Raw genomic sequence first — 18,931 nt, forward strand, 5'->3', positions numbered from 1 at the left:
ATGTCCGCGAGGCGTCGCCGCCCGGGCCGCGCTCGTTCGTCGTGGTGGACGATCGGGGCCCTGGCGGCAGGCGCTGCGCTGCTCGCCACCGGCGGGTACATCCAGCTGAAGGGTGACGACGACCGGCCGCAGACCGCGGCCGGTTCGCCGTCTCCGACGTCAACGGTCGCGGGTACGACGTCCGTCGTACCGCCGGCGTCGTCGGCTCAGCCGCCGACCGCGCAACCGTCGCCGAGGCGGTCGTCGACAGCCACCCCGAGCAAGACGCCGCCACCGCCGGAAACCCGGAGTACGGCACCGGCCCGGCCGGGCAACCCGGTCAGGGTGTCGGTGCCGAGCCTGGGGATCTCCGCCCGGGTGCTCAGCATCCGCGCCCGCGGCGGCACCCTCATCCCGCCGGCCAACCCACTGCTCGTCGGCTGGTGGTCCGACGGCGCCGCGCCCGGCGCGGCCACGGGTTCGGCCATCATCACCGGCCACACCGTCCACGACGGTGGCGGCGCGTTCGACGATCTCGACGAGCTCTCCGCCGGTGACGCGGTCGCGGTGACCACCGGCCGCGGCACTCTCAACTACGTGGTCTCATCGGTCACGACATACCGGAAGAAGGCGCTGGCAGGGCAGGCGGCGCAGCTCTTCAGCCAGAGCGTCCCGGGACGCCTGGTCCTGGTGACCTGCGAGGACTGGGACGGAACGGCGTACCTCAGCAACGCCGTCGTCATCGCCGTACCGAAAAGGTAGGGCCGGACGACGCGCTAGACCGCGTTGAACTCGTCCGGGTGGGGGCCGGTGCGTTCGTTGCGGTCGAGGGTTGCCAGGGAGCCGAGGTCGTCGTCGGTGAGGGTGAAGCCGAAGACGTCCAGGTTCTCGGCGATCCGGGCCGGGGTGACGGACTTGGGGATGACGATGTCGCCGAGTTGGAGGTGCCAGCGCAGGACGATCTGCGCGGGAGTGCGGTCGTGCTCCTTGGCCAGCGCCTCGATCGCCGGCTCGGTCAGCAGCGAGCCCCCCTTCGCCAGCGGGCTCCACGCCTCGGTCCGGATCCCGAAGTCGTTGTGGTACGTGCGTACGTCGGCCTGCTGCAGGTAGGGATGTAGTTCGACCTGGTTCACCGCCGGCGCGATGTCAGCGGACTTCGCCAGCCGGTCCAGGTGCTCCGGCTGGAAGTTGGAGACACCGATCGCGCGTACCCGGCCTTCGTCGTACAGCTTCTCCATCGCCCGCCAGGAGTCGACGTACAGGTCGCGCGCCGGGGTCGGCCAGTGGATCAGGTAGAGGTCGAGGTAGTCGAGTCCGAGCAGCGACAGGCTCCGGTCGAATGCGCGCAGGGTGCGCTCGTACCCCTGATCCGCGTTCCAGAGCTTCGTCGTGACGAAGAGCTCGCCCCGCTCGATGCCGGAATCAGCCAGGGCCTGACCGACGCCGGCCTCGTTCTGGTACGCCGCAGCCGTGTCGATACTGCGGTAGCCGGCTTCGAGTGCGGCGGTCACGGCGGTTGCCGTCTCGTCGTTGGGGATCTGGAAGACGCCGTACCCGAGCTGGGGCATCTCCACGCCGTTGTTGAGCTTCATGAGTCTTCTTCCTTCAGACAGTGGTGAGGACGGGCTGGTCGACGGCAGCGGTACGGCGGCGGCGGTCCAGCAGACCGGAGAGGAGGGCGACGGCCAGGCCGGAGGCGGCCAGTGCGGCGCCGACCCAGTTGGGCGCGGTGTAGCCGAGGCCGTGCTCGATGGTCAGCCCACCGAGGTAGGCGCCGATCGCGTTCCCCAGGTTGAACGCGGCGATGTTGGCGGCCGACGCCAGCGCCGGCGCGCCCGCGGCCTTGTCCATCACCCGCTTCTGCAGCGGCGCCACGGTGGCGAATCCGGCGGCCCCGAACACCGCGATCGTCACCGCTGAGGTCACGTGCCCATGCGCGGTGAACACAAACGCGACCAGTACGGCGGCCAGCAGCGCCAGGATCCCGTACAGACTTGGCATCAGCGCCCGGTCGGCCGCCTTGCCGCCGAGCAGGTTGCCGACCACCAGGCCGCCGCCGAACAGCACCAGCAGCCAGGTCACCGCGCCGGACGAGAAGCCCGCGACCTCGGTCATCATCGGCGCGATGTAGGTGAACGACGCGAACACCCCGGCGAACCCGAGTGCGGTCATCGCCAGCGCCAGCCATACCTGCAGGTTCTTGAACACCGCCAGCTCGCTGCGCAGCCCCGGTCCTTCGGAGGTGCTCTGCCGCGGGACGAGGAAGACGATGCCGAGCAGTCCGATGACGCCGAGCGCGGTGACCGCCCAGAATGTCGAACGCCAGCCGAGTTGCTGGCCGAGCGCCGTACCGCCAGGGACGCCGAACACGTTCGCGACGGTGAGGCCGGTGAACATCAGGGCGATCGCGCTGGCCTCCTTGGCCTTCGGGACGAGGGAGGCGGCGACGACCGAGCCGACGCCGAAGAATGCGCCGTGGGCCAGCGCGGCCACGATCCGCGCGGTCATCAGGACGCCGTACGTCGGTGCGATCGCGGACAGCAGGTTGCCGGCGATGAACACGCCCATCAGTGCGACCAGGACGGTCTTGCGGGACACCTTGGACCCGATCGCGGTGAGCAGCGGTGCGCCGACCACGACGCCGAGGGCGTAGCCGGAGATGAGCAGACCGGCGGACGGAATGCTGACGCCAAAGTCGGTCGCGACCTCGGGCAGCAGTCCCATGATGACGAACTCGGTGGTCCCGATCCCAAAAGCACCTAAAGCCAAAGCCAGAAGAGCCCCTCGCTTCGCTCGGGGATTGGCGGGCGGCGCCAGGAGGGCTGAGGGCATGACTGGGTGACTCCTCGAATGTAGTCTGGTGACTGTTACCGGCGTGTGCGATAGTTGCAGACGCGGGCTATTGCATAAGCGTTATGATTGCGCATGCAATCGTAAAGTTCAAGTGGAGGCGTGATGGGACTGCCGGACGACGCTGCGGAGGCGCGCGCGCAGGGGTGGCGAACCCTGGCGGCCCTGCATGCCCGGATCGAGGACGAGCTGGAGCGCGCGCTGCAGAAGCAGCACGGGCTGTCCGTGAGCGAGTACAGCGTGCTCGACGTGCTCGCCCGGCAGGACGACTACCACCTGCGGATGAACCAGCTGTCGAACGCGGTCGTGCTCAGCCAGTCCGCGACGACCCGGTTGGTGAACCGGCTGGAGGACCGCAAGCTGCTGCAGCGGTACCTGTGCCCGACCGACCGGCGCGGCATCTACACCGAGGTCACCGAGGCCGGCCGCGACTTGCTCGACCAGGCTCAGCCCACGCACGACGCCGTACTCACGGCCGCCTTGGACAAGGCCGCCGATCTGCCCGAGCTAGCTCCGCTGGTCGACGCCCTGGGCAAGTTGTCGCTGAAGGTCTGAGATGGCCCGGCGGTACGACAACCGCAAGCTCTACTACTGGCTGATGGGCAGCTGCCTGGTCCTGATCGGCCTGGCGTGGTTCGTCGTACGCCTGTTCTCGGTGCCGGTCGCAATCGGCATGAGCGCGGTCGCCGCCGTCCTGCCCCCGATCGCCGTGATCGTCGCCAACTGGGGTCAGGACTGAAGGACCTTGATGAAGGCTGCGGCCAGGGGGTCGGGCTCGCCGCGGGTGTAGGCCGTCAGCGTTCGGCAGACCGGGGGATCGGGGCGGAGCACGTGGCCTTCGAAGCCTGCGGGCAGGATGTTGTCGGGCACCAGAGCCGGTCCGAGTCCGGCGGTCGCCAGTGCCGGCGCCGCGGCGGTCTGCTCGGTGCGTACGGCGACGCGTGGCTCGAAACCTGCTTGTGCGCAAGCGAGATCGAGTACGTCGCCCAGGCCGTGGCCGGGTGTGTAGTGCACCCACGCGCGGCCGGCGAGCTCCTTCAGGGCGATCGTTGAGCCGTGCGCCGCGGGGTCGTCGGCGGCGAGTACGACGACGAGTTCCTCGGTGCCGAGGGTGAAGGTCTGGCCGGTCCAGCCGGTGGGCTCGGGACCGACCGCGAGATCCGCTTGGCCGGCGTACATCGCCTCGATCAGCTCGTCGGTGTGGCGGTGCTCGAACAGCCGGATGCCCACGTCGGGATGGCTCAGCCGCCACCGGCGGAGCGCGGTCGGCAGCACTCCAAGGGTGAACGAGTACAGCGTGGCGATCTGCAGCTCACCGACCTCGAGCCCGGCGGCCTGACGTGCGGCGCAGCGGGCTCGTTCGGCGTCGGCGAGCGCGGCGCGAGCGTGCGGCATCATCGCGCGGCCGGTCGGGGTCAGCCGGACCGCGCGCGGCAGCCGTTCGAGCAATGGCCCGCCGGCGGATCGCTCCAGGGTGCGGATCTGGTGGGACAACGCCGGCTGTGTCACGTGCAGCAGCTCGGCGGCCTTCGTGAACGATCCTTGGTCGACCACGGTCACCAGGTACTCGAGCTGCCGAAGCGTCGTCATGAACTCAGCTTATGGCTTCGGTGAAAACTATGCCTTGGAATAATCACCGCAGGTCAGCAAGGCTGTCGAGTATGGACAAGGTTGCTTTGGTGGTCGGTGCGCGCGGCGTGATCGGGACGAATCTGGTCGAGCACCTGGCGTCGCTGGGTGATTGGCGGGTCGTCGGGCTGTCTCGCCGCGGCGGGGTGGACGGGCCTCGGGTCCGGCACGTTGCCGTCGACCTGCTGGACCCGGACGACACCCGCGACAAGCTCGCCGGCCTCACCGAGGTGACGCACATGTTCTACGTCGCCTACCAGGACCGCCCGACCTGGGCCGAGCTCGTGCCGCCGAACCTCGCCATGCTGGTCAACGTCGTCGAGGCGATCGAGCCGGTCGCCCGCGGACTGCAGCACGTCAGCCTGATGCAGGGCTACAAGGTATACGGCGCGCACCTCGGACCGTTCAAGACACCGGCTCGCGAGGACGACCCGCCGCACCTGCCGCCGGAGTTCAACGTGGACCAGCAGCAGTTCCTGGAGCAGCGGCAGCAGGGCAAGTCCTGGACCTGGTCGGCGTTGCGCCCGTCCGTCGTCGGCGGTGTCGCGCTCGGCAACCCGATGAACCTGGCTGTCGCGATCGCCGTCTACGCGTCGATGTCGAAGGAGCTCGGCGTACCGCTGCGGTTCCCAGGCAAACCCGGCGCGTACGACGCGCTGCTCGAGCTGACCGACGCCGGGTTGTTGGCCAAGGCAACGGTGTGGGCGGCGACCGCGCCGGCGGCGGCGAACCAGGCGTTCAACATCACGAACGGCGACCTGTTCCGGTGGAACGAGCTGTGGCCGAAGCTGGCCGGCTGGTTCGGGCTCGAGGTCGCGCCGCCGCTGCAGATGTCCTTGCAGGACGTGATGTCCGACAAAGAGCCGCTGTGGAAGCAGTTGCAGGCGACGCACGGTCTGGCGGCGACGTCGTACGCGGAGGTCTCGTCGTGGCCGTTCGCGGACTTCGTTTTCAGCTGGGACTACGACTTCTTCGCCGACTCCTCCAAGTCCCGCCGGGCCGGTTTCCACGAGTACGTCGCCACCGACGAGATGTTCTTCGGCATCTTCGCGGACCTGCGACGCCGCCGGATCATTCCCTGATCCAACCGGTATGGCATGCTCCGGCTGTGGCGGCGATGGGTGCGGGACGGTTGCTCGGGGCGAATCTGCGGGCGCGGCGGGACGAGCAGGGCATCTCGTTGTCCGAACTGGCCCGGCGGTCCGGGATCGCGAAGGGCACGCTGTCCCAGCTCGAGTCCGGGGCGGGCAACCCGACGATCGAGACGGTGTTCAGTCTGTCGAACGCTCTCGGCGTACCGGTGTCGGCGCTGCTGAGCGAGGCGCCGAGCGCGGACCTGGTGCTGGTGCGGTCCGCGGACATCGACGTGCTGTCCGGTGAGGCGATCGACCTGCGGATGCTGCGCCGGCTGGAGCACCCGGGCGGGCTGTTCGAGATCTACAACCAGGAGGTCCGGGTCGGCGCCGTCCAGCAGTCGGCCGGGCATCCCGGAACCGAGCACCACATCGTGCTCAGCGGGCGTTTGCGAGTCACGTCGCGGGGCCGGACCGAAGAGCTTGGCGAGGGCGACTACATGGCGTTCCGGGCCGGCGGACCGCACGAGTACGAGGCGCTGGACGGGCCGGTGCGGTCGGTCCTGCTGCTCGAGTATCCGCCGGACGCCCACCCGGTCACGCCCGGCAGCCCGCATCTCCCGGGGTGACCGTTGACCGCAGCGGGTCTCACGCCGTATCGTTCATTTTACTGAACGGCAAGGAGATGCTGCGATGCCCGGAACTGCGACGGCCGACGTGGCTGTCGTGGGCGCTGGAATCGTCGGCGCGGCCTGCGCGGAGGCGCTGACCGCGGCCGGTGTGAAGGTCGTCGTGGTCGACCGCGACGCCGTTGCCGCCGGTACGACGGCGTCCGGCGAGGGCAACGTGCTCGTCTCTGACAAGGAGCCTGGCCCCGAGCTCGAGCTGGCGATCGCGTCGCGCGCCGAGTGGGGCGCCGTACTCGCGCGGCTGCCGGAGCGGGTCGCGGATGTCGAGTGGGAATCCAAGGGTGGGGTCGTCGTGGCGACGACCGATCCGGGGCCGTTGAAGGAGTTCGCGGCCAAGCAGCAGGCGGCCGGTGTCGACGCGCGAGTGATCACGCCGGCGGAGGCGTTCGAGCTCGAGCCGCTGCTCACGCGCAAGGTGACGATCGGGGTGCACTATCCCGACGACGCGCAACTCCAGCCGGTGCTGGCGGCGACGGCCTTGCTGATCGCCGTACGGGATCGTGGGAGCTCGGTGCGGTCGGGGGTCGATGCGCTCGGGGTGCGGACGGTCGCGGGTCGGGTTGTCGGTCTGTCGACGTCTGATGGCGAGATTGCTTGTGGTGCGGTGCTGAACGCTTGCGGGCCTTGGGCGGGGGCCTTCGGTGCTGCTGCGGGTGCGCCGATCCAGGTGCTTCCGCGGCGGGGGATGATCCTCGTGACGGCGCCGCTGCCGGAGTGCGTGCGGCACAAGGTGTACGACGCGGACTACGTCGGCGCGGTCGGGAGCGGGGACGCCGAGCTGCAGACGTCGACAGTTGTCGAGTCGACGCGGGCCGGGACCGTGCTGATCGGGTCGAGCCGCGAGCGGATCGGGTTCGACGACTCGATCCGGGTGCAGGTACTGCGGGAGCTGGCACGGAAGGCGGTCGGGCTGTTCCCGTTCCTCGGAGAAGTGCCAGTGATGCGGACGTACGGCGGCTTCCGGCCGTACGCACCCGATCACCTGCCGGTCATCGGGCCGGACCCGCGGATCGCCGGCCTCTGGCACGCGACCGGCCACGAAGGCGCCGGCATCGGGCTGGCCGCCTCCACCGGCCGCCTCGTCACCGAGCTCTTCCTTGGCCTCGTTCCACACATCCCTGCGGACCCGTTTCGCGTCGACCGGCCGGCGGTGCTCGCCTCATGAAGATCACCGTCGACGGCGAGTCGATCAACGCCAAGCCCGGCCAAACAGTCGCCGCCGCACTCCTGTCCAGGGGCCGCGACTCGTGGCGAACCACCCGCGTCAACGGCCGCCCGCGCGGAGTCTTCTGCGGCATCGGCGCCTGCCACGACTGCCTGGTAGTAGTCAACGGCACCCCCGACGTACGCGCCTGCCAAAGACTCCTCCACAACGGCGACGAAATCACCACCCAACAAGGTGCGGAGCTGCCCCGGCCCTCCGGGCCGGGTGAGGCAGGGGAGGCGAGCCGGGACGCTCCGTCGGCGGGTGCTGCGGTGCACCGCACCACCCCACCGTGGGTGGCTGAGGTTGCGGTGGTTGGGGGTGGGCCGGCCGGCGTCGCGGCGGCGCTGGCTGCTGCGGATGCTGGGGTGAGTGTGCTGCTGATTGACAGTGCGCTGGCTGTGGGTGGGCAGTTCAATCGGCAGGTGGCGCTTGCAGGCGAGCGGCCTGAGCTGTTTCAGCATGGGTGGAAGGCTTTCGTGGCCAGGCGGGACCGGCTTGCGGCGCATCCTCTGATCACCCACCTGGCGGAGACCTCGGTCTGGGCGCTCGAGCAGGGCAACAAACTCTGGGTGCAGCGCGGGCCGGCGGACAGCGTGGGGCGCGAGCTGTTCGCGGTCGAGGCGAAGGCGATCGTGCTCGCGACCGGCGCCTACGATCGCGTGCTTCCCTTCCCTGGTTGGGATCTGCCGGGTGTCTACAGCGCCGGCGCGGCGCAGGCGCTGGCCAAGGGTCAACGGGTCGCCGTCGGGAAGCGCGTGCTGGTGGCCGGCACCGGACCGTTCCTTCTGCCGGTAGCCGAGTCGCTGGTCGGCGTCGGTGCGGAGGTCGTTGCGCTGCTCGAAGCCAACAGCATCAAGACTGTCCGCCGCGGTTGGGCTACCGACCCGTTGGTTGCTACCGGCAAGCTTCGCGAGGCGCTCGGGTACGGCGTCCTGCTCGCCCGGCACCGCATCCCGCTGAAGCACGGCTCGACGGTCATCGCCGCGCACGGCGACGAGCGGGTTGAGGCGGTCACCGTCGCGCGGGTGGACGCGGACTGGATGCCGATCGCGGGCACCGAGCGCCGTGTCGAGGTCGACGCGGTCTGTCTTGGCTTCGGGTTCAACGCTCAGCTGGAGCTGGTGGTGTCGGCCCGGTGCGAGCTGACCACCGGACCGGACGGCGGTCCAGCGGTGGTCGTCGACGCCAACCAGCAGACCACCACCCCAGGCGTCTACGCAGCCGGCGAGCTGACCGGCATCGGAGGCGCCGATCTCGCCGCCTCCGAAGGCCGAGTAGCAGGCGCCGCCGCAGCCCGCCAGGCGGTATCCCAAGGGGCCCACAAGAAGGTAGTGAAGGGCCGGCGGTTTGCGGTTGCGTTGGCTAAGGCTTATCCGGTGCGGGGTGGGTGGCGGGCGTGGAGTGGGCCGGAGACCGTGGTTTGCCGGTGTGAGGAAGTGACGCGGGGCGACATCGAAGAGGCTGTCGCCGAGCGGGGTGTGGCCGACGGGCGGGCGCTGAAGCTGACCAGCCGGGCCGGACTGGGGCTGTGCCAGGGGCGGGTCTGTTCGCGGACCGTCGCCGCGCTGGCCGGGCCCAACGACGTACCCGATCCATCAATGAAACGACCGATCGCCGTGCCCGTCCGGCTGCGCGATCTGGCCGAGGCCCAGGCCGGGCCGACCGAGGAGGAACTGTGACCGAGAAGCTGGACGGCGTCATCGTCGCCACCGCACTGCCGTACGCCGAGGACGCGAGCGCGCCCGCCGGGTTGCGGCCGGACCTGGACAAGTTCGCCGAGCACTGCCGCTGGCTGGTCGACAACGGCTGCCGCGGCGTCGGGCCGAACGGCTCGCTGGGGGAGTACTCGTCGCTGACCGACGACGAGCGCCGGGCCGTCGCCAAGACCGCGATCGAGGCCGTCGGCGACGACGGTGTGGTGGTCGTCGGCGTGCACGGCGTCGGCGCGCACCAGGCCCGCGCGTGGGCCGAGAAGGCGGCCGAGGACGGCGCGGACGGCGTACTCTGCCTGCCGCCGACCATGTACCGGGCGAACCGCGGCGAGGTGATCCACCACTTCAGCGAGGTCGCCAAGGCCGGGCTGCCGGTGATGGTCTACAACAACCCGATCGACACCAAGGTCGACCTGACCCCGGACCTGCTCGCCGAGATCGCGCAGCTCGACAACATCGTCGCGGTGAAGGAGTTCTCCGGTGACGTCCGCCGGATCCTGGAGATCCGCGAGCTGGCCCCGGACCTGGCCGTCATCGCCGGCGCCGACGATCTCACCCTGGAGGCGCTGCTGATGGGGGCGACCGGCTGGTTCGCCGGGTTCCCGAACGTGTTCCCGAAGGAGTCGGTGCGTTTGTACGACCTCGCCGTACAGGGCAAGCTGGAGGAGGCGCGGGCGCTCTACGAGCCGCTCGTCGCCGCGTTCCGGTGGGACTCGCGGGTCGAGTTCGTCCAGGCGATCAAGTACGGCATGGACTACGTCGGCCGGTACGGCGGCCCGTGCCGCCCGCCGCGGGGCCCGCTGGTCCCCGAGCACGTCGCCCAGCTGGAGCAGGACATGAAGAAAGCAGTGGAGAGCTTGCGATGAGGTCCGTCCGGACGATCACCGCGATCGACTCGCACACCGAGGGGATGCCGACCCGCGTCGTCACCGGCGGCGTCGGCGTCATCCCCGGTACGACGATGGCCGAGCGGCGCGAGTACTTCCTCAAGCACCTGGACGACCTGCGGCTGTTCCTGATGAACGAGCCGCGCGGTCACTCGGCGATGAGCGGCGCGATCCTGCAGCCGCCGACGCGCTCCGACGCGGACTGGGGAGTGCTGTACATCGAGGTGTCCGGCTGCCTGCCGATGTGCGGTCACGGCACCATCGGCGTCGCCACCGTGCTGGTCGAGTCGGGCATGGTCGAGGTGACCGAGCCGGTGACCAAGGTCCGGCTGGACACCCCGGCCGGGCTGGTCGTGGTGGACGTTGCCGTGAGCAACGGCCGGGCGGAGCACGTGACGTTGCAGAACGTCCCGGCGTACAGTCACGCACTCGACGCTTCGGTGGAGGTTCCCGGCCTCGGCACGGTCACCTACGACATGGCGTACGGCGGGAACTTCTACGCGATCCTGCCGCTGGAGCAACTCGGCATCCCGTTCGACCGGGCCGAGAAGGACCGGATCCTCCAGGCCGGCCTCGACATCATGGCCGCGATCAACGCCACCGACCGGCCGGTGCACCCGCTGGACCCGGGCATCCACAGCTGCAAACATGTCCAGTTCACCGCGCCCGGTCGGAACGGGAGCGACTCGCGCAACGCGATGGCGATCCATCCCGGGTGGTTCGACCGCTCTCCGTGCGGGACGGGGACGTGTGCGCGGATGGCGCAGTTGCATGCGCGCGGTGAGCTCGAGCTGGGGGTGGACTTCGTCAACGAGTCGTTCATCGGCACGTCCTTCACCGGCCGTCTGCTGGAGGCAACCACAGTCGGCGACCGCCCAGGCGTCGTACCGACCGTCCGCGGCCGAGCCTGGATCACCGGCATGGCCCAGTACCTCCTGGACCCCGACGACCCCTTCCCCACCGGCTTCACCCTCTGACCGTCGTCCTGGTGCTTGCCCCGCTCGGGAGGTGCTCGGCCCGCAGGGAGGTGCGTGTCCGTGGTGGTGCTTGTCCGTGGGTGGGAAGCAGGCGAGGATGGCGGGCATGACGGAGACGCCGGGGATCGACAGCGCAGTACCGCCCAGTGGGACCGGATGCGGGGATTGTCTGGCGATCGGCGGTTGGTGGTTCCACCTCCGCCGGTGCGCACAGTGCGGCCACGTCGGCTGCTGTGACTCGTCGCCCGCCCAGCACGCGTCGGCGCACGCCCGGGAGAGCGGCCACCCGATCGTGCAGAGCTTCGAGCCCGGCGAGGACTGGTTCTGGCACTACGGCGAGTCCCAGTACTACGACGGCCCCACCCTCGCCCCACCCCACTCCCGCCCCGAAACCCAACCAGTCCCCGGCGGCAACGTCCCCCCCGACTGGAAAACCAAACTCAACCGCTGACGGGGTTACTCCGGCCAGTTGGAGTTTTTGACTACTTCTACGAAGTCGGTGGGGTGGAAGTCGGGGAGGTAGTGGGTGAGGACGTCGGCTTTGACGTTGCCGAAGGTTGTTTGGGGGCGGTGTTTGATGCCTTCGGTGAAGGCGGTGAGGATGCGGTTCTTGAAGTCGGGGCGGGGGTGGGCGGCGACGATCTGCGCGCGCTGGTCGGCGGTGATCGCGTCGTAGCCGATGCCGAGTACGTCCAGCTCGACCCCGCGCGTGACCAGCGCGATCTCGGGGTCCATGTGTAGCGGGATCTCGGGCGTCGTGTGCAGCGCGATTGCCGTCCACACCCGGTCCGCCGGCAGCCCGGTCACGCCATGCGCCTGCAGGAACTTCCGCGCCTCGTCCGCGCCATCGATCTCGAATCTCTGATCAGTACGACGGAACGGCTCGGTCAACCCGAGGTCGTGGAACATCGCCGCGACGTACAGCAGCTCCGGGTCGAACGTGAGCCCCTGCTGCCGGCCGCGCAATGCCCCGAACAGGAACACCCGCCGCGAGTGGTCGAACAGCAGCGGTGATGCCGCGTCTCGCACCAGCTCGGTCGCGTCCTTGACCAGAACGCTGTCCGGGATCTCGACCCCGGCGATCTCCTCGCTCATCGCGCTTCCTTTCGTTTGGTTGCCTCAACCCTCGCGGATGCGGCTACGCTGGCACCATGTCCACAACGCCACATAAACCACAGATCCGGACACACCGGATCGCCCTTGTGGTGTTCGACGACGTGACGCTCCTCGACGTCAGCGGCCCGCTCGAGGTCCTCCACCAGGCCAACAGGCGCGAGGGCGACGGGAGCCGCCGCTATGGTCGGCGATATGCGCCGGTGCTGGTCTCGCCTTCCGGTGGGGATGTCACGACGTCCTCAGGCCCGGTGCTGGCGAGCACGATCGCGGCGGCCGAGGCCGGGCTGTTCGACACCGTGCTCGTCGCCGGCGCCGATCACCTGGTCGACCGAGTCCCCGACGACCTCCTGAAGGCAGTCGGCACCCTCGCCGATCGCGCCGACCGGGTCGCCTCGGTCTGCACCGGTGCGTTTGTGTTGGCGGCTCTCGGCGTACTCGATGGACGGCGGGCCACCACACACTGGCGGCACGCGCAGACGCTGGCGCGGCGCTATCCACGGGTGGAGGTCGAGCCCGATGCGCTGCACCTCAAGGCCGGCAAGTACGTGACGTCGGCCGGCATCAGCGCGGGGATCGACCTGACGCTCGCGTTGGTCGAGGCCGATCACGGCCCTGAGTTGGCGCGCGAGATCGCGCGTGAACTGGTCGTCTTCATGCAGCGGCCGGGCGGGCAGTCGCAGTTCTCCGCGGCGATGGCGACGCCTCCGGTCCGCAGCGATCCACTCCGTGCGGTGACCGAGACCGTTGTCGCCGATCCGGCTGCTGACCACAGCCTGTCGACAATGGCGGCGTCAGCGGCGCTCAGCCCGCGGCATCTGACTCGCCTCTTCCAGAGCGAACTGCAGACCACCCCGGGCCGCTGGGTCGAACGCGTACGTCTCGACCGCGCCCAGCAACTCCTCCTCGACGGCCACAGCATCACCACAGCCGCCCGCCTCAGCGGCCTGGGCAGCGACGAGACCCTCCGCCGCGCCTTCGCCCGCCACCTGAACACCACCCCGACCAACTACCTCCGCCGCTTCCGCGCCACCGGTTGAGGTCCCCCAAGTGCGCTCATGGGCAAGAGGTGTGCGCGCTGTGCCAACGACAGGGCGGAAACGGACGCCGAGACTGACTGCGTTACTCAGTTCGACAACTGTCTCGGGAGAGTCATGAAGAAGATCCGCCACCTGGCCGTCGGCGGCGCCGCTCTGGTCGCCGTAGGTTCGTTGCTCACCGCAACGGCTCCGACAGCTGCCGCGCACTACAACTACGCGCACCAGGGCAAAGACCTGATCACGGTGAGCGAGACGCACGGCAGCGGCAGCGTCTGTGACCGTGAGGTCGACGGCAACGCGGTCTACGGGATCTGGACGCAGGGACCGGACCGCGATCCGGTCATCGAGTGGGACGGTGGTGACCGCGGCTGCGACACCGCCAATTTCCCGGTCGGCGCCATCTGGATGAAGCTCTGCGAAAACACCAACCACGGCACCGGCGCCGACACCTGCACCGACTGGATCCGCGTCTGACGAACGCGCAGAAGGCGACCGCCTGCTGCCGTCGACCACCTCGAGATGTTCGTGGTGGTCGACGGCGGGCAGCAGGGTGGGTCGCGGGTCCGGAAGCCGTCAGGCGGCGTCGAGGGCTCCGGTGATCTTGCGGGTCATCTCAGTCAGGGCGGGGCCGGGGCCGCCGCGCTCGGCGCGGGCGCCGGCCTCGACGGCGGTGAGGACGGTACTGCGGAAGTTGCCGGCTTCGGCCGGGTCCTGCTGCTTCAGCAGCGTGATCGAGGCCGTCAGGGCCGGCAGCACGGTGTCGGCGAGCTCGGCGGTGGACTTGCCGTGGAGCTTCAGGCCCTTCTGCTTGTCGGCCAGCGCGTGCCCGACCGGGCCGGTGGCGGCGGACAGGGCGAGGGCTCCGGCGGTGGCGATCTTGCCGGCCGACTTGATGCCGGCAGCGGCGACGAGTGCGACGGCGCCGTGCGCGGCGACGGCGAGGGTGGTCTTGTCCTGGTCGGTGAGGGTGACGGACATGGTGTGTGCTCCTTGGTTTGTTGTGGTGATGGAGCAACCATCCAGGTCCGGACTGACACCGCTCTGACACCGGACAGACACGCTGCGGGCGGGTGTGTAGGCGCATGTGGGTGAGGTTCCGTGCCGGCCGATCCGATGGTGGTCCATCGGCTGACCGGCGTTGGCGAGCAGGATGTCATGAGCTGTGGCTACCGCCCACCAGTGCGGTGACCACCAGGTAAGTCTTGTCGCCATGGAGCAGGCGCTCGCCCCACCTTGGGAGACCTTCTGCCCGGGCCGACTGCGGGTTCAGTTGGGAGGTGGGCCGTAGCCGCCACCTCCGGGCGTCTCGATGACGAACACGTCTCCGGCGGACAGTTGAACGGAGTCGCAGCCGTCCATCGCCGTCACGGCACCGCTGACGCGCTCGATCCATTGGCGGCCAAGGCTGCCAGTGCGGCCACCGCCCATCCCGTACGGCGGGATCCGGCGGTGACTGGCCAGCGTGGTCACGGTCATCGGCTCGAGGAAGCGGATCCGGCGCCGGCCACCGTCGCCGCCGCGCCACTGGCCACCGCCTCCGCTGCCCTCGCGGATCTCATAGCTGTCGAGCCGCACCGGGTAGCGCCACTCCAGGACCTCCGGGTCGGTGAGCCGGGAGTTGGTCATGTGGGTCTGCACCACGTCGGCGCCTGCGAAGCCGTTGCCCGCACCGGACCCGCTGGCCACTGTCTCGTAGTACTGGTACCGGTCGTTGCCGAACGTCACGTTGTTCATCGTCCCGGAGCCCTCCGCCTGGATGCCGAGCGCGGCGTACAACGCTCCGGTGACCGCCTGCGAGACCTCGACATTGCCGGCGGCAACCGCGGCCGGGTACTCCGGCGCCAGCATCGAACCGGGCGGGATGACGACCCGCAGCGGCTCCAGGCAGCCCGAGTTCAGTGGGATCTCGTCGTCCACCAGGGTGCGGAACACGTACAGTACGGCAGCCATGACCACCGACGAGGGGGCGTTGCCGTTGCCGGGCTGCTGTTCGGAGGTGCCGCTGAAGTCGATCTCGGCTGTCCGCGCGCCGGCATCAACCCGGACGGACACGTCGATCCGCGCTCCTGAGTCGAGCTCGTAGCTGTAACTGCCGTCGCGCAGGGTGGGGATCACCCGCTGAACTGCCTCGGCGGCGTTGCGGCGGACGTGCTCCATGTACGCCGAGACGACGTCGAGCCCGAAGTGGTCGACCATCGCGAGCAACTCCTCGACGCCCTTCTCGTTGGCGGCGACCTGAGCGCGCAGATCGGCGATATTCGTCGCCGGGTTGCGCGACGGATGCCTCGCGGAGCTGAGCAGGTCGACGGTTTCGCGCTCCCGCAGCCCGCCGTTGGTGACGAGCAGCCAGTTGTCGATCAGCACCCCTTCCTCGTCGATGTGAGTGCTGTTCGACGGCATCGAGCCGGGCGTGATTCCGCCGATCTCCGCGTGATGCCCGCGGGAGGCGACGTAGAACAGGATGTCGTTGCCGGCGCGGTCGAAGACCGGCGTCACCACGGTGACATCGGGCAGATGGGTACCGCCGCGGTAGGGATTGTTGAGTACGTAGGTATCGCCGGGCGCCATCCGGCCGGCGTTGGCGGCGATGACCATCTTGATGCTTTCGCCCATCGAACCGAGATGGACCGGGATGTGCGGGGCGTTCGCGATCAGGTTGCCCTCGGCATCGAACAGTGCGCAGGAGAAGTCCAGCCGCTCCTTGATGTTCACCGACTGCGAGGTGCTCTGCAACCGAACACCCATCTGCTCGGCGATCGACATGAACAGGTTGTTGAAGATCTCCAGCAGTACCGGGTCGACCTCGGTTCCGAGTTCCTGGTGAACCGGTCGTGCCGCCACGCGGCTGAGCAGCAGATGGCCGAGCTCGTTCACCTCGGCCCGCCAGCCCGGCTCGACCACGGTCGTCGCGTTGGCCTCGGCGATGACGACCGGCCCGTCGACAGTGTCGCCGGGCATGATGTCGCCGCGTTGGTAGAGGTCGACGTCCGTCCATGCCCCGGCCGAGAACATCGGCACCCGGGCCACCGCTTGCAAGGCATCGCTCGCGCGGGCCTGACGGTCCCAGGTCTCGGTGCCGTCCGCGGCCGCGCCCAGCAGTTCCAGCGACACTGCTTCGACGACGATCTGCTTGCCGGGCATCAGGAACGAGAATCTCCGCCGATAGGCGGCCTCGAACTCCGCGACCATCGCGTCCATCGTGCCGACCGGCACCGGAACTGCGGTGTCGGTGCCGTCGTAGCGCAGCAGTGCCCGGCGGATCGCGGTGATCCGGCCGGCCGGGATGCCTTCGCGCTCGAGCTCAGCTCCGGCATCGGCCTGGAGTTCGCCGAGGACCTTGCCGAGATCCGGGAGCAGAGCCTCACTCAGCGGTGCCTCGACTGCTCTCTCGCGGAGCGCCGCGACATCCGCGACCCCCATGCCGTACGCCGACAGGACCCCGGCCAGTGGGTGGATCAGCACCTGGGTCATGCCCAGCGCGTCGGCCACGGCGCAGGCGTGCTGACCTCCGGCGCCGCCGAACGTGGCCAGCGTGTAGCGGGTGACGTCGTACCCGCGCTGGACGGAGATCTTCTTGATCGCGTTCGCCATGTTCGCGACGGCGATCTCGGCGAACCCGGCCGCGACCTCCTCGGGGCTGCGCCCGTCACCGATCGCCTCGGCCAGCTCGGCGAACTTCCGCCGTACGACGCTTGCGTCGAGCGGCTCGTCACCGCCCTCGCCGAAAACCGCCGGAAAGAACTCCGGCTGGATCCGGCCGAGCATCACGTTCGCGTCGGTCACCGTCAGCGGTCCGCCCCGGCGGTACGACGCCGGCCCCGGGTCGGCGCCGGCGGAGTCCGGCCCGACCCGGTACCGGCTGCCGTCGAAGGCCAGGATGGACCCGCCGCCGGCCGCGACCGTATGGATGCTCATCATCGGAGCCCGCATCCGCACCCCTGCGACGAGGGTCTCCAGCTCTCGCTCGAACTCGCCGGCGTAGTGCGACACGTCGGTGGAGGTGCCGCCCATGTCGAAGCCGATCACCCGGTCGAACCCGGCCGCGGCGGTGGTGCGCGCCATCCCGACGACGCCGCCGGCCGGTCCGGACAGGATCGCGTCCTTGCCCCGGAACATGTGCGCCTCGGTGAGCCCGCCGTTGGACTGCATGAACATCAGCCGGACGCCGTCGAGTTCGGAGGCCACCTGGTCGACGTACCGGCGCAGGATCGGCGAGAGGTAGGCGTCGACGACGGTGGTGTCGCCTCGCGAGACGAGCTTCATCAATGGGCTGCACTCATGCGACAGGGAGACCTGTGTGAAGCCGATCCGGCGGGCGATCTCGCCGATCGCGACCTCGTGCCGGGTGTAGCGATAACCATGGACGCAGACCACCGCGACCGATCGCAGCCCGTCGTCGAACGCTTGCTGCAGGTCCCGGGTCACGGCGTGCTCGTCGAGGGGGACGACGAGTGTGCCGTCCGCCGCGACGCGCTCTTCCGCTTCGATCACCCGGGAGTAGACCAGTTCGGGCAGCACGATCTCGCGGGCGAAGATCTGTGGACGATTCTGGTACGCGATCCGGAGTGCGTCCCGGAATCCCTTGGTGATGACCAGAGCGGTGGGTTCGCCGTTGCGCTCGAGCAGGGCGTTGGTGGCGACGGTGGTGCCCATCTTGACCACGTCGATGCGCTTGGTCGGCAGGCGCTCGCCGGCAGGCACGTCGAGCAATCGCCGGATGCCCTCGATCGCTGCGTCCCGGTAGCGGCCGGGATCCTCGGACAGCAACTTGTGTGCGATCAGCCGGCCGTCGGGGCGTCGCGCGACAACGTCGGTGAAGGTGCCGCCGCGGTCGATCCAGAACTCCCACTTCTGCGCCACTCGATTCCGCCTTCCAGCATCGTTCGGTGATTCCGACCCTAGAGATTGTTCAACAATCCTGCAAGGGCCTCGTTCGACCAGATTTCCGTGCAATGTGCGGCGTGGGCGATGATGCAGAGGTGGGCGCAGGTCAGCGGACAGATGACGAGGGTCGGCAGGCATGGCTGCGCGGAGTAGCGGCCGACGTGGCGCGGCTGGACCGCAGCAGTTCGGCCGAGCGCGCGGCCGACATCCTTCGCCGGAGCATCACCGAGGGTGCGCTGCCGCCTGGTGCTCAACTCTCGGAGCTGGAGCTGACCGAGGTCCTCGAGGTCAGCCGGAACACGCTGCGCGAGGCGTTCCGGCTGCTCACTCATGAGGGACTGCTCGTCTACAAGCTGCACCGCGGGGTGTTCGTGCCAGAGTTGGACGAACATGATGTGGTGGACCTGTACCGGCTTCGCCGGGTGCTCGAGGTGGACGTCGTCCGGCGTCTTGGTGAGCGCGATCCGGAGCTGCCGGCCACCCGGCTCGAGCCACTGCTGGACGATGTCGAGGCGGCCGAGGCGGCCGCGCTGGCGGAGCGCTGGCCGGCGGTCGGCACAGCGAACATGCGGTTCCACGAGCACCTCATCGGGCTCGCCGACAGTGCCCGGATGAATGCGGTCACCGGTCGGCTGCTGGCCGAGTTGCGTCTTGTCTTCCACGTGATCGCGACGCCGCAGGAGCTGCACGAGCCGTACATCGCGCGCAACCGTGGGCTGTTCGAGCTGCTCGAGGCGCGGAAGTACGAGCAGGCGGCGGCCGACCTCCACCAGTACCTTCTGGACTCCGAGCAGGGCCTGCTGGACGCCTTCCGCGCCCGCTGATCCACGACTTCGGATAAGGGCTTGCGCGCCCCTGCTCCTACCTGAGTTGATGGCTGTAACCGTCAGT

The 18,931-nt window shown here is 69.3% G+C and carries 19 protein-coding genes; 13 read left to right on the plus strand and 6 right to left on the minus strand.

Going from position 1 to position 18,931, the window contains the following annotated elements; all coding sequences use genetic code 11:
- The gene (locus tag ACIBGM_RS11225) at positions 1-741 is read left to right on the plus strand and encodes a sortase domain-bontaining protein (RefSeq protein WP_396385272.1); all 741 of its coding nucleotides are present in this window, start codon (positions 1-3) and stop codon (positions 739-741) included.
- A 14-nt stretch (positions 742-755) separates the two neighbouring features.
- Here ACIBGM_RS11225 and ACIBGM_RS11230 read toward each other — a convergent pair whose 3' ends face one another.
- Positions 756-1,571 carry an aldo/keto reductase gene (locus ACIBGM_RS11230; RefSeq protein WP_396385273.1) on the minus strand — a complete coding sequence of 272 codons (816 nt, stop codon included), beginning with the start codon at positions 1,569-1,571 and terminating at the stop codon, positions 756-758.
- A gap of 13 nt (positions 1,572-1,584) precedes the next feature.
- Positions 1,585-2,811: an MFS transporter gene (locus ACIBGM_RS11235; protein WP_396385274.1), complete on the minus strand. Its 1,227-nt coding sequence runs from the start codon at positions 2,809-2,811 to the stop codon at positions 1,585-1,587.
- Positions 2,812-2,934: 123 nt separating this feature from the next.
- Between ACIBGM_RS11235 and ACIBGM_RS11240 the strand changes: the two genes are divergently transcribed.
- Positions 2,935-3,384 carry a MarR family transcriptional regulator gene (locus ACIBGM_RS11240; protein WP_360517970.1) on the plus strand — a complete coding sequence of 150 codons (450 nt, stop codon included), beginning with the start codon at positions 2,935-2,937 and terminating at the stop codon, positions 3,382-3,384.
- 1 nt (position 3,385) lies between these two features.
- The gene (locus tag ACIBGM_RS11245; protein WP_132210089.1) at positions 3,386-3,568 is read left to right on the plus strand and encodes a DUF3099 domain-containing protein; all 183 of its coding nucleotides are present in this window, start codon (positions 3,386-3,388) and stop codon (positions 3,566-3,568) included.
- Here the strand turns inward: ACIBGM_RS11245 and ACIBGM_RS11250 are convergent.
- On the minus strand, positions 3,559-4,419 hold the full coding sequence (locus ACIBGM_RS11250) for a LysR family transcriptional regulator (protein WP_360517966.1): 861 nt from the start codon (positions 4,417-4,419) through the stop codon (positions 3,559-3,561). The two genes, ACIBGM_RS11245 and ACIBGM_RS11250, sit on opposite strands and share 10 nt — an antisense overlap.
- A 71-nt stretch (positions 4,420-4,490) precedes the next feature.
- Between ACIBGM_RS11250 and ACIBGM_RS11255 the strand changes: the two genes are divergently transcribed.
- The 7 genes from ACIBGM_RS11255 (at position 4,491) to ACIBGM_RS11285 (ending at position 11,454) form a co-directional block, all read left to right on the plus strand.
- The gene (locus ACIBGM_RS11255) at positions 4,491-5,540 is read left to right on the plus strand and encodes an SDR family oxidoreductase (protein ID WP_360517963.1); all 1,050 of its coding nucleotides are present in this window, start codon (positions 4,491-4,493) and stop codon (positions 5,538-5,540) included.
- Positions 5,541-5,575: 35 nt separating this feature from the next.
- The gene (locus ACIBGM_RS11260; protein ID WP_396385394.1) at positions 5,576-6,160 is read left to right on the plus strand and encodes a helix-turn-helix domain-containing protein; all 585 of its coding nucleotides are present in this window, start codon (positions 5,576-5,578) and stop codon (positions 6,158-6,160) included.
- Positions 6,161-6,224: 64 nt separating this feature from the next.
- Positions 6,225-7,385 carry an NAD(P)/FAD-dependent oxidoreductase gene (locus tag ACIBGM_RS11265; protein WP_396385276.1) on the plus strand — a complete coding sequence of 387 codons (1,161 nt, stop codon included), beginning with the start codon at positions 6,225-6,227 and terminating at the stop codon, positions 7,383-7,385.
- The gene (locus tag ACIBGM_RS11270; protein ID WP_396385277.1) at positions 7,382-9,106 is read left to right on the plus strand and encodes an FAD-dependent oxidoreductase; all 1,725 of its coding nucleotides are present in this window, start codon (positions 7,382-7,384) and stop codon (positions 9,104-9,106) included. Before ACIBGM_RS11265 ends, ACIBGM_RS11270 begins: the two co-directional genes overlap by 4 nt.
- Positions 9,103-10,005, plus strand: coding sequence for a dihydrodipicolinate synthase family protein (locus ACIBGM_RS11275; protein WP_360517954.1), 903 nt, complete (start codon positions 9,103-9,105; stop codon positions 10,003-10,005). The genes ACIBGM_RS11270 and ACIBGM_RS11275 overlap by 4 nt, the downstream gene beginning before the upstream one ends.
- Positions 10,002-11,003 carry a proline racemase family protein gene (locus ACIBGM_RS11280; protein ID WP_396385278.1) on the plus strand — a complete coding sequence of 334 codons (1,002 nt, stop codon included), beginning with the start codon at positions 10,002-10,004 and terminating at the stop codon, positions 11,001-11,003. The genes ACIBGM_RS11275 and ACIBGM_RS11280 overlap by 4 nt, the downstream gene beginning before the upstream one ends.
- A gap of 106 nt (positions 11,004-11,109) precedes the next feature.
- Positions 11,110-11,454: a UBP-type zinc finger domain-containing protein gene (locus ACIBGM_RS11285; protein ID WP_360517948.1), complete on the plus strand. Its 345-nt coding sequence runs from the start codon at positions 11,110-11,112 to the stop codon at positions 11,452-11,454.
- A 5-nt stretch (positions 11,455-11,459) separates the two neighbouring features.
- Here the strand turns inward: ACIBGM_RS11285 and ACIBGM_RS11290 are convergent, their stop codons facing one another.
- Positions 11,460-12,098 (minus strand): HD domain-containing protein, encoded by a 639-nt coding sequence (locus ACIBGM_RS11290; protein WP_360517945.1) that lies wholly within the window; start codon positions 12,096-12,098, stop codon positions 11,460-11,462.
- A gap of 56 nt (positions 12,099-12,154) precedes the next feature.
- Here ACIBGM_RS11290 and ACIBGM_RS11295 point away from each other — a divergent pair, with 56 nt between their 5' ends.
- The gene (locus tag ACIBGM_RS11295; RefSeq protein ID WP_360517942.1) at positions 12,155-13,156 is read left to right on the plus strand and encodes a helix-turn-helix domain-containing protein; all 1,002 of its coding nucleotides are present in this window, start codon (positions 12,155-12,157) and stop codon (positions 13,154-13,156) included.
- A 114-nt stretch (positions 13,157-13,270) separates the two neighbouring features.
- Positions 13,271-13,630, plus strand: a complete 360-nt coding sequence (locus tag ACIBGM_RS11300) for a hypothetical protein (RefSeq protein WP_396385279.1) — start codon at positions 13,271-13,273, stop codon at positions 13,628-13,630.
- Positions 13,631-13,729: 99 nt separating this feature from the next.
- On the opposite strand, the gene ACIBGM_RS11305 is transcribed toward ACIBGM_RS11300, so the two are convergent.
- Together ACIBGM_RS11305 and ACIBGM_RS11310 are read right to left on the minus strand one after the other, a co-directional pair.
- Positions 13,730-14,134, minus strand: a complete 405-nt coding sequence (locus ACIBGM_RS11305) for a hypothetical protein (protein WP_396385281.1) — start codon at positions 14,132-14,134, stop codon at positions 13,730-13,732.
- 288 nt (positions 14,135-14,422) lie between these two features.
- Complete coding sequence (locus ACIBGM_RS11310; RefSeq protein ID WP_396385282.1) at positions 14,423-18,016, minus strand: hydantoinase B/oxoprolinase family protein; 3,594 nt, start codon at positions 18,014-18,016, stop codon at positions 14,423-14,425.
- Positions 18,017-18,117: 101 nt separating this feature from the next.
- Between ACIBGM_RS11310 and ACIBGM_RS11315 the strand changes: the two genes are divergently transcribed.
- Complete coding sequence (locus tag ACIBGM_RS11315; protein ID WP_396385284.1) at positions 18,118-18,864, plus strand: GntR family transcriptional regulator; 747 nt, start codon at positions 18,118-18,120, stop codon at positions 18,862-18,864.
- Positions 18,865-18,931: the final 67 nt, after the last annotated feature.

Origin of the sequence: Kribbella sp. NPDC050470, assembly GCF_044458365.1 — a bacterium.
GTDB lineage: Bacteria > Actinomycetota > Actinomycetes > Propionibacteriales > Kribbellaceae > Kribbella.

What these genes read in the sequence shown, in the direction of transcription:
- ACIBGM_RS11225 (WP_396385272.1), top strand. Translation starts at nt 1, where the DNA reads ATGTCCGCGAGGCGTCGCCGCCCGGGCCGCGCTCGTTCGTCGTGGTGG.
- ACIBGM_RS11230 (WP_396385273.1), bottom strand. Translation starts at nt 1,571, where the DNA reads ATGAAGCTCAACAACGGCGTGGAGATGCCCCAGCTCGGGTACGGCGTC.
- ACIBGM_RS11235 (WP_396385274.1), bottom strand. Translation starts at nt 2,811, where the DNA reads ATGCCCTCAGCCCTCCTGGCGCCGCCCGCCAATCCCCGAGCGAAGCGA.
- ACIBGM_RS11240 (WP_360517970.1), top strand. Translation starts at nt 2,935, where the DNA reads ATGGGACTGCCGGACGACGCTGCGGAGGCGCGCGCGCAGGGGTGGCGA.
- ACIBGM_RS11245 (WP_132210089.1), top strand. Translation starts at nt 3,386, where the DNA reads ATGGCCCGGCGGTACGACAACCGCAAGCTCTACTACTGGCTGATGGGC.
- ACIBGM_RS11250 (WP_360517966.1), bottom strand. Translation starts at nt 4,419, where the DNA reads ATGACGACGCTTCGGCAGCTCGAGTACCTGGTGACCGTGGTCGACCAA.
- ACIBGM_RS11255 (WP_360517963.1), top strand. Translation starts at nt 4,491, where the DNA reads ATGGACAAGGTTGCTTTGGTGGTCGGTGCGCGCGGCGTGATCGGGACG.
- ACIBGM_RS11260 (WP_396385394.1), top strand. Translation starts at nt 5,576, where the DNA reads ATGGGTGCGGGACGGTTGCTCGGGGCGAATCTGCGGGCGCGGCGGGAC.
- ACIBGM_RS11265 (WP_396385276.1), top strand. Translation starts at nt 6,225, where the DNA reads ATGCCCGGAACTGCGACGGCCGACGTGGCTGTCGTGGGCGCTGGAATC.
- ACIBGM_RS11270 (WP_396385277.1), top strand. Translation starts at nt 7,382, where the DNA reads ATGAAGATCACCGTCGACGGCGAGTCGATCAACGCCAAGCCCGGCCAA.
- ACIBGM_RS11280 (WP_396385278.1), top strand. Translation starts at nt 10,002, where the DNA reads ATGAGGTCCGTCCGGACGATCACCGCGATCGACTCGCACACCGAGGGG.
- ACIBGM_RS11285 (WP_360517948.1), top strand. Translation starts at nt 11,110, where the DNA reads ATGACGGAGACGCCGGGGATCGACAGCGCAGTACCGCCCAGTGGGACC.
- ACIBGM_RS11290 (WP_360517945.1), bottom strand. Translation starts at nt 12,098, where the DNA reads ATGAGCGAGGAGATCGCCGGGGTCGAGATCCCGGACAGCGTTCTGGTC.
- ACIBGM_RS11295 (WP_360517942.1), top strand. Translation starts at nt 12,155, where the DNA reads ATGTCCACAACGCCACATAAACCACAGATCCGGACACACCGGATCGCC.
- ACIBGM_RS11300 (WP_396385279.1), top strand. Translation starts at nt 13,271, where the DNA reads ATGAAGAAGATCCGCCACCTGGCCGTCGGCGGCGCCGCTCTGGTCGCC.
- ACIBGM_RS11305 (WP_396385281.1), bottom strand. Translation starts at nt 14,134, where the DNA reads ATGTCCGTCACCCTCACCGACCAGGACAAGACCACCCTCGCCGTCGCC.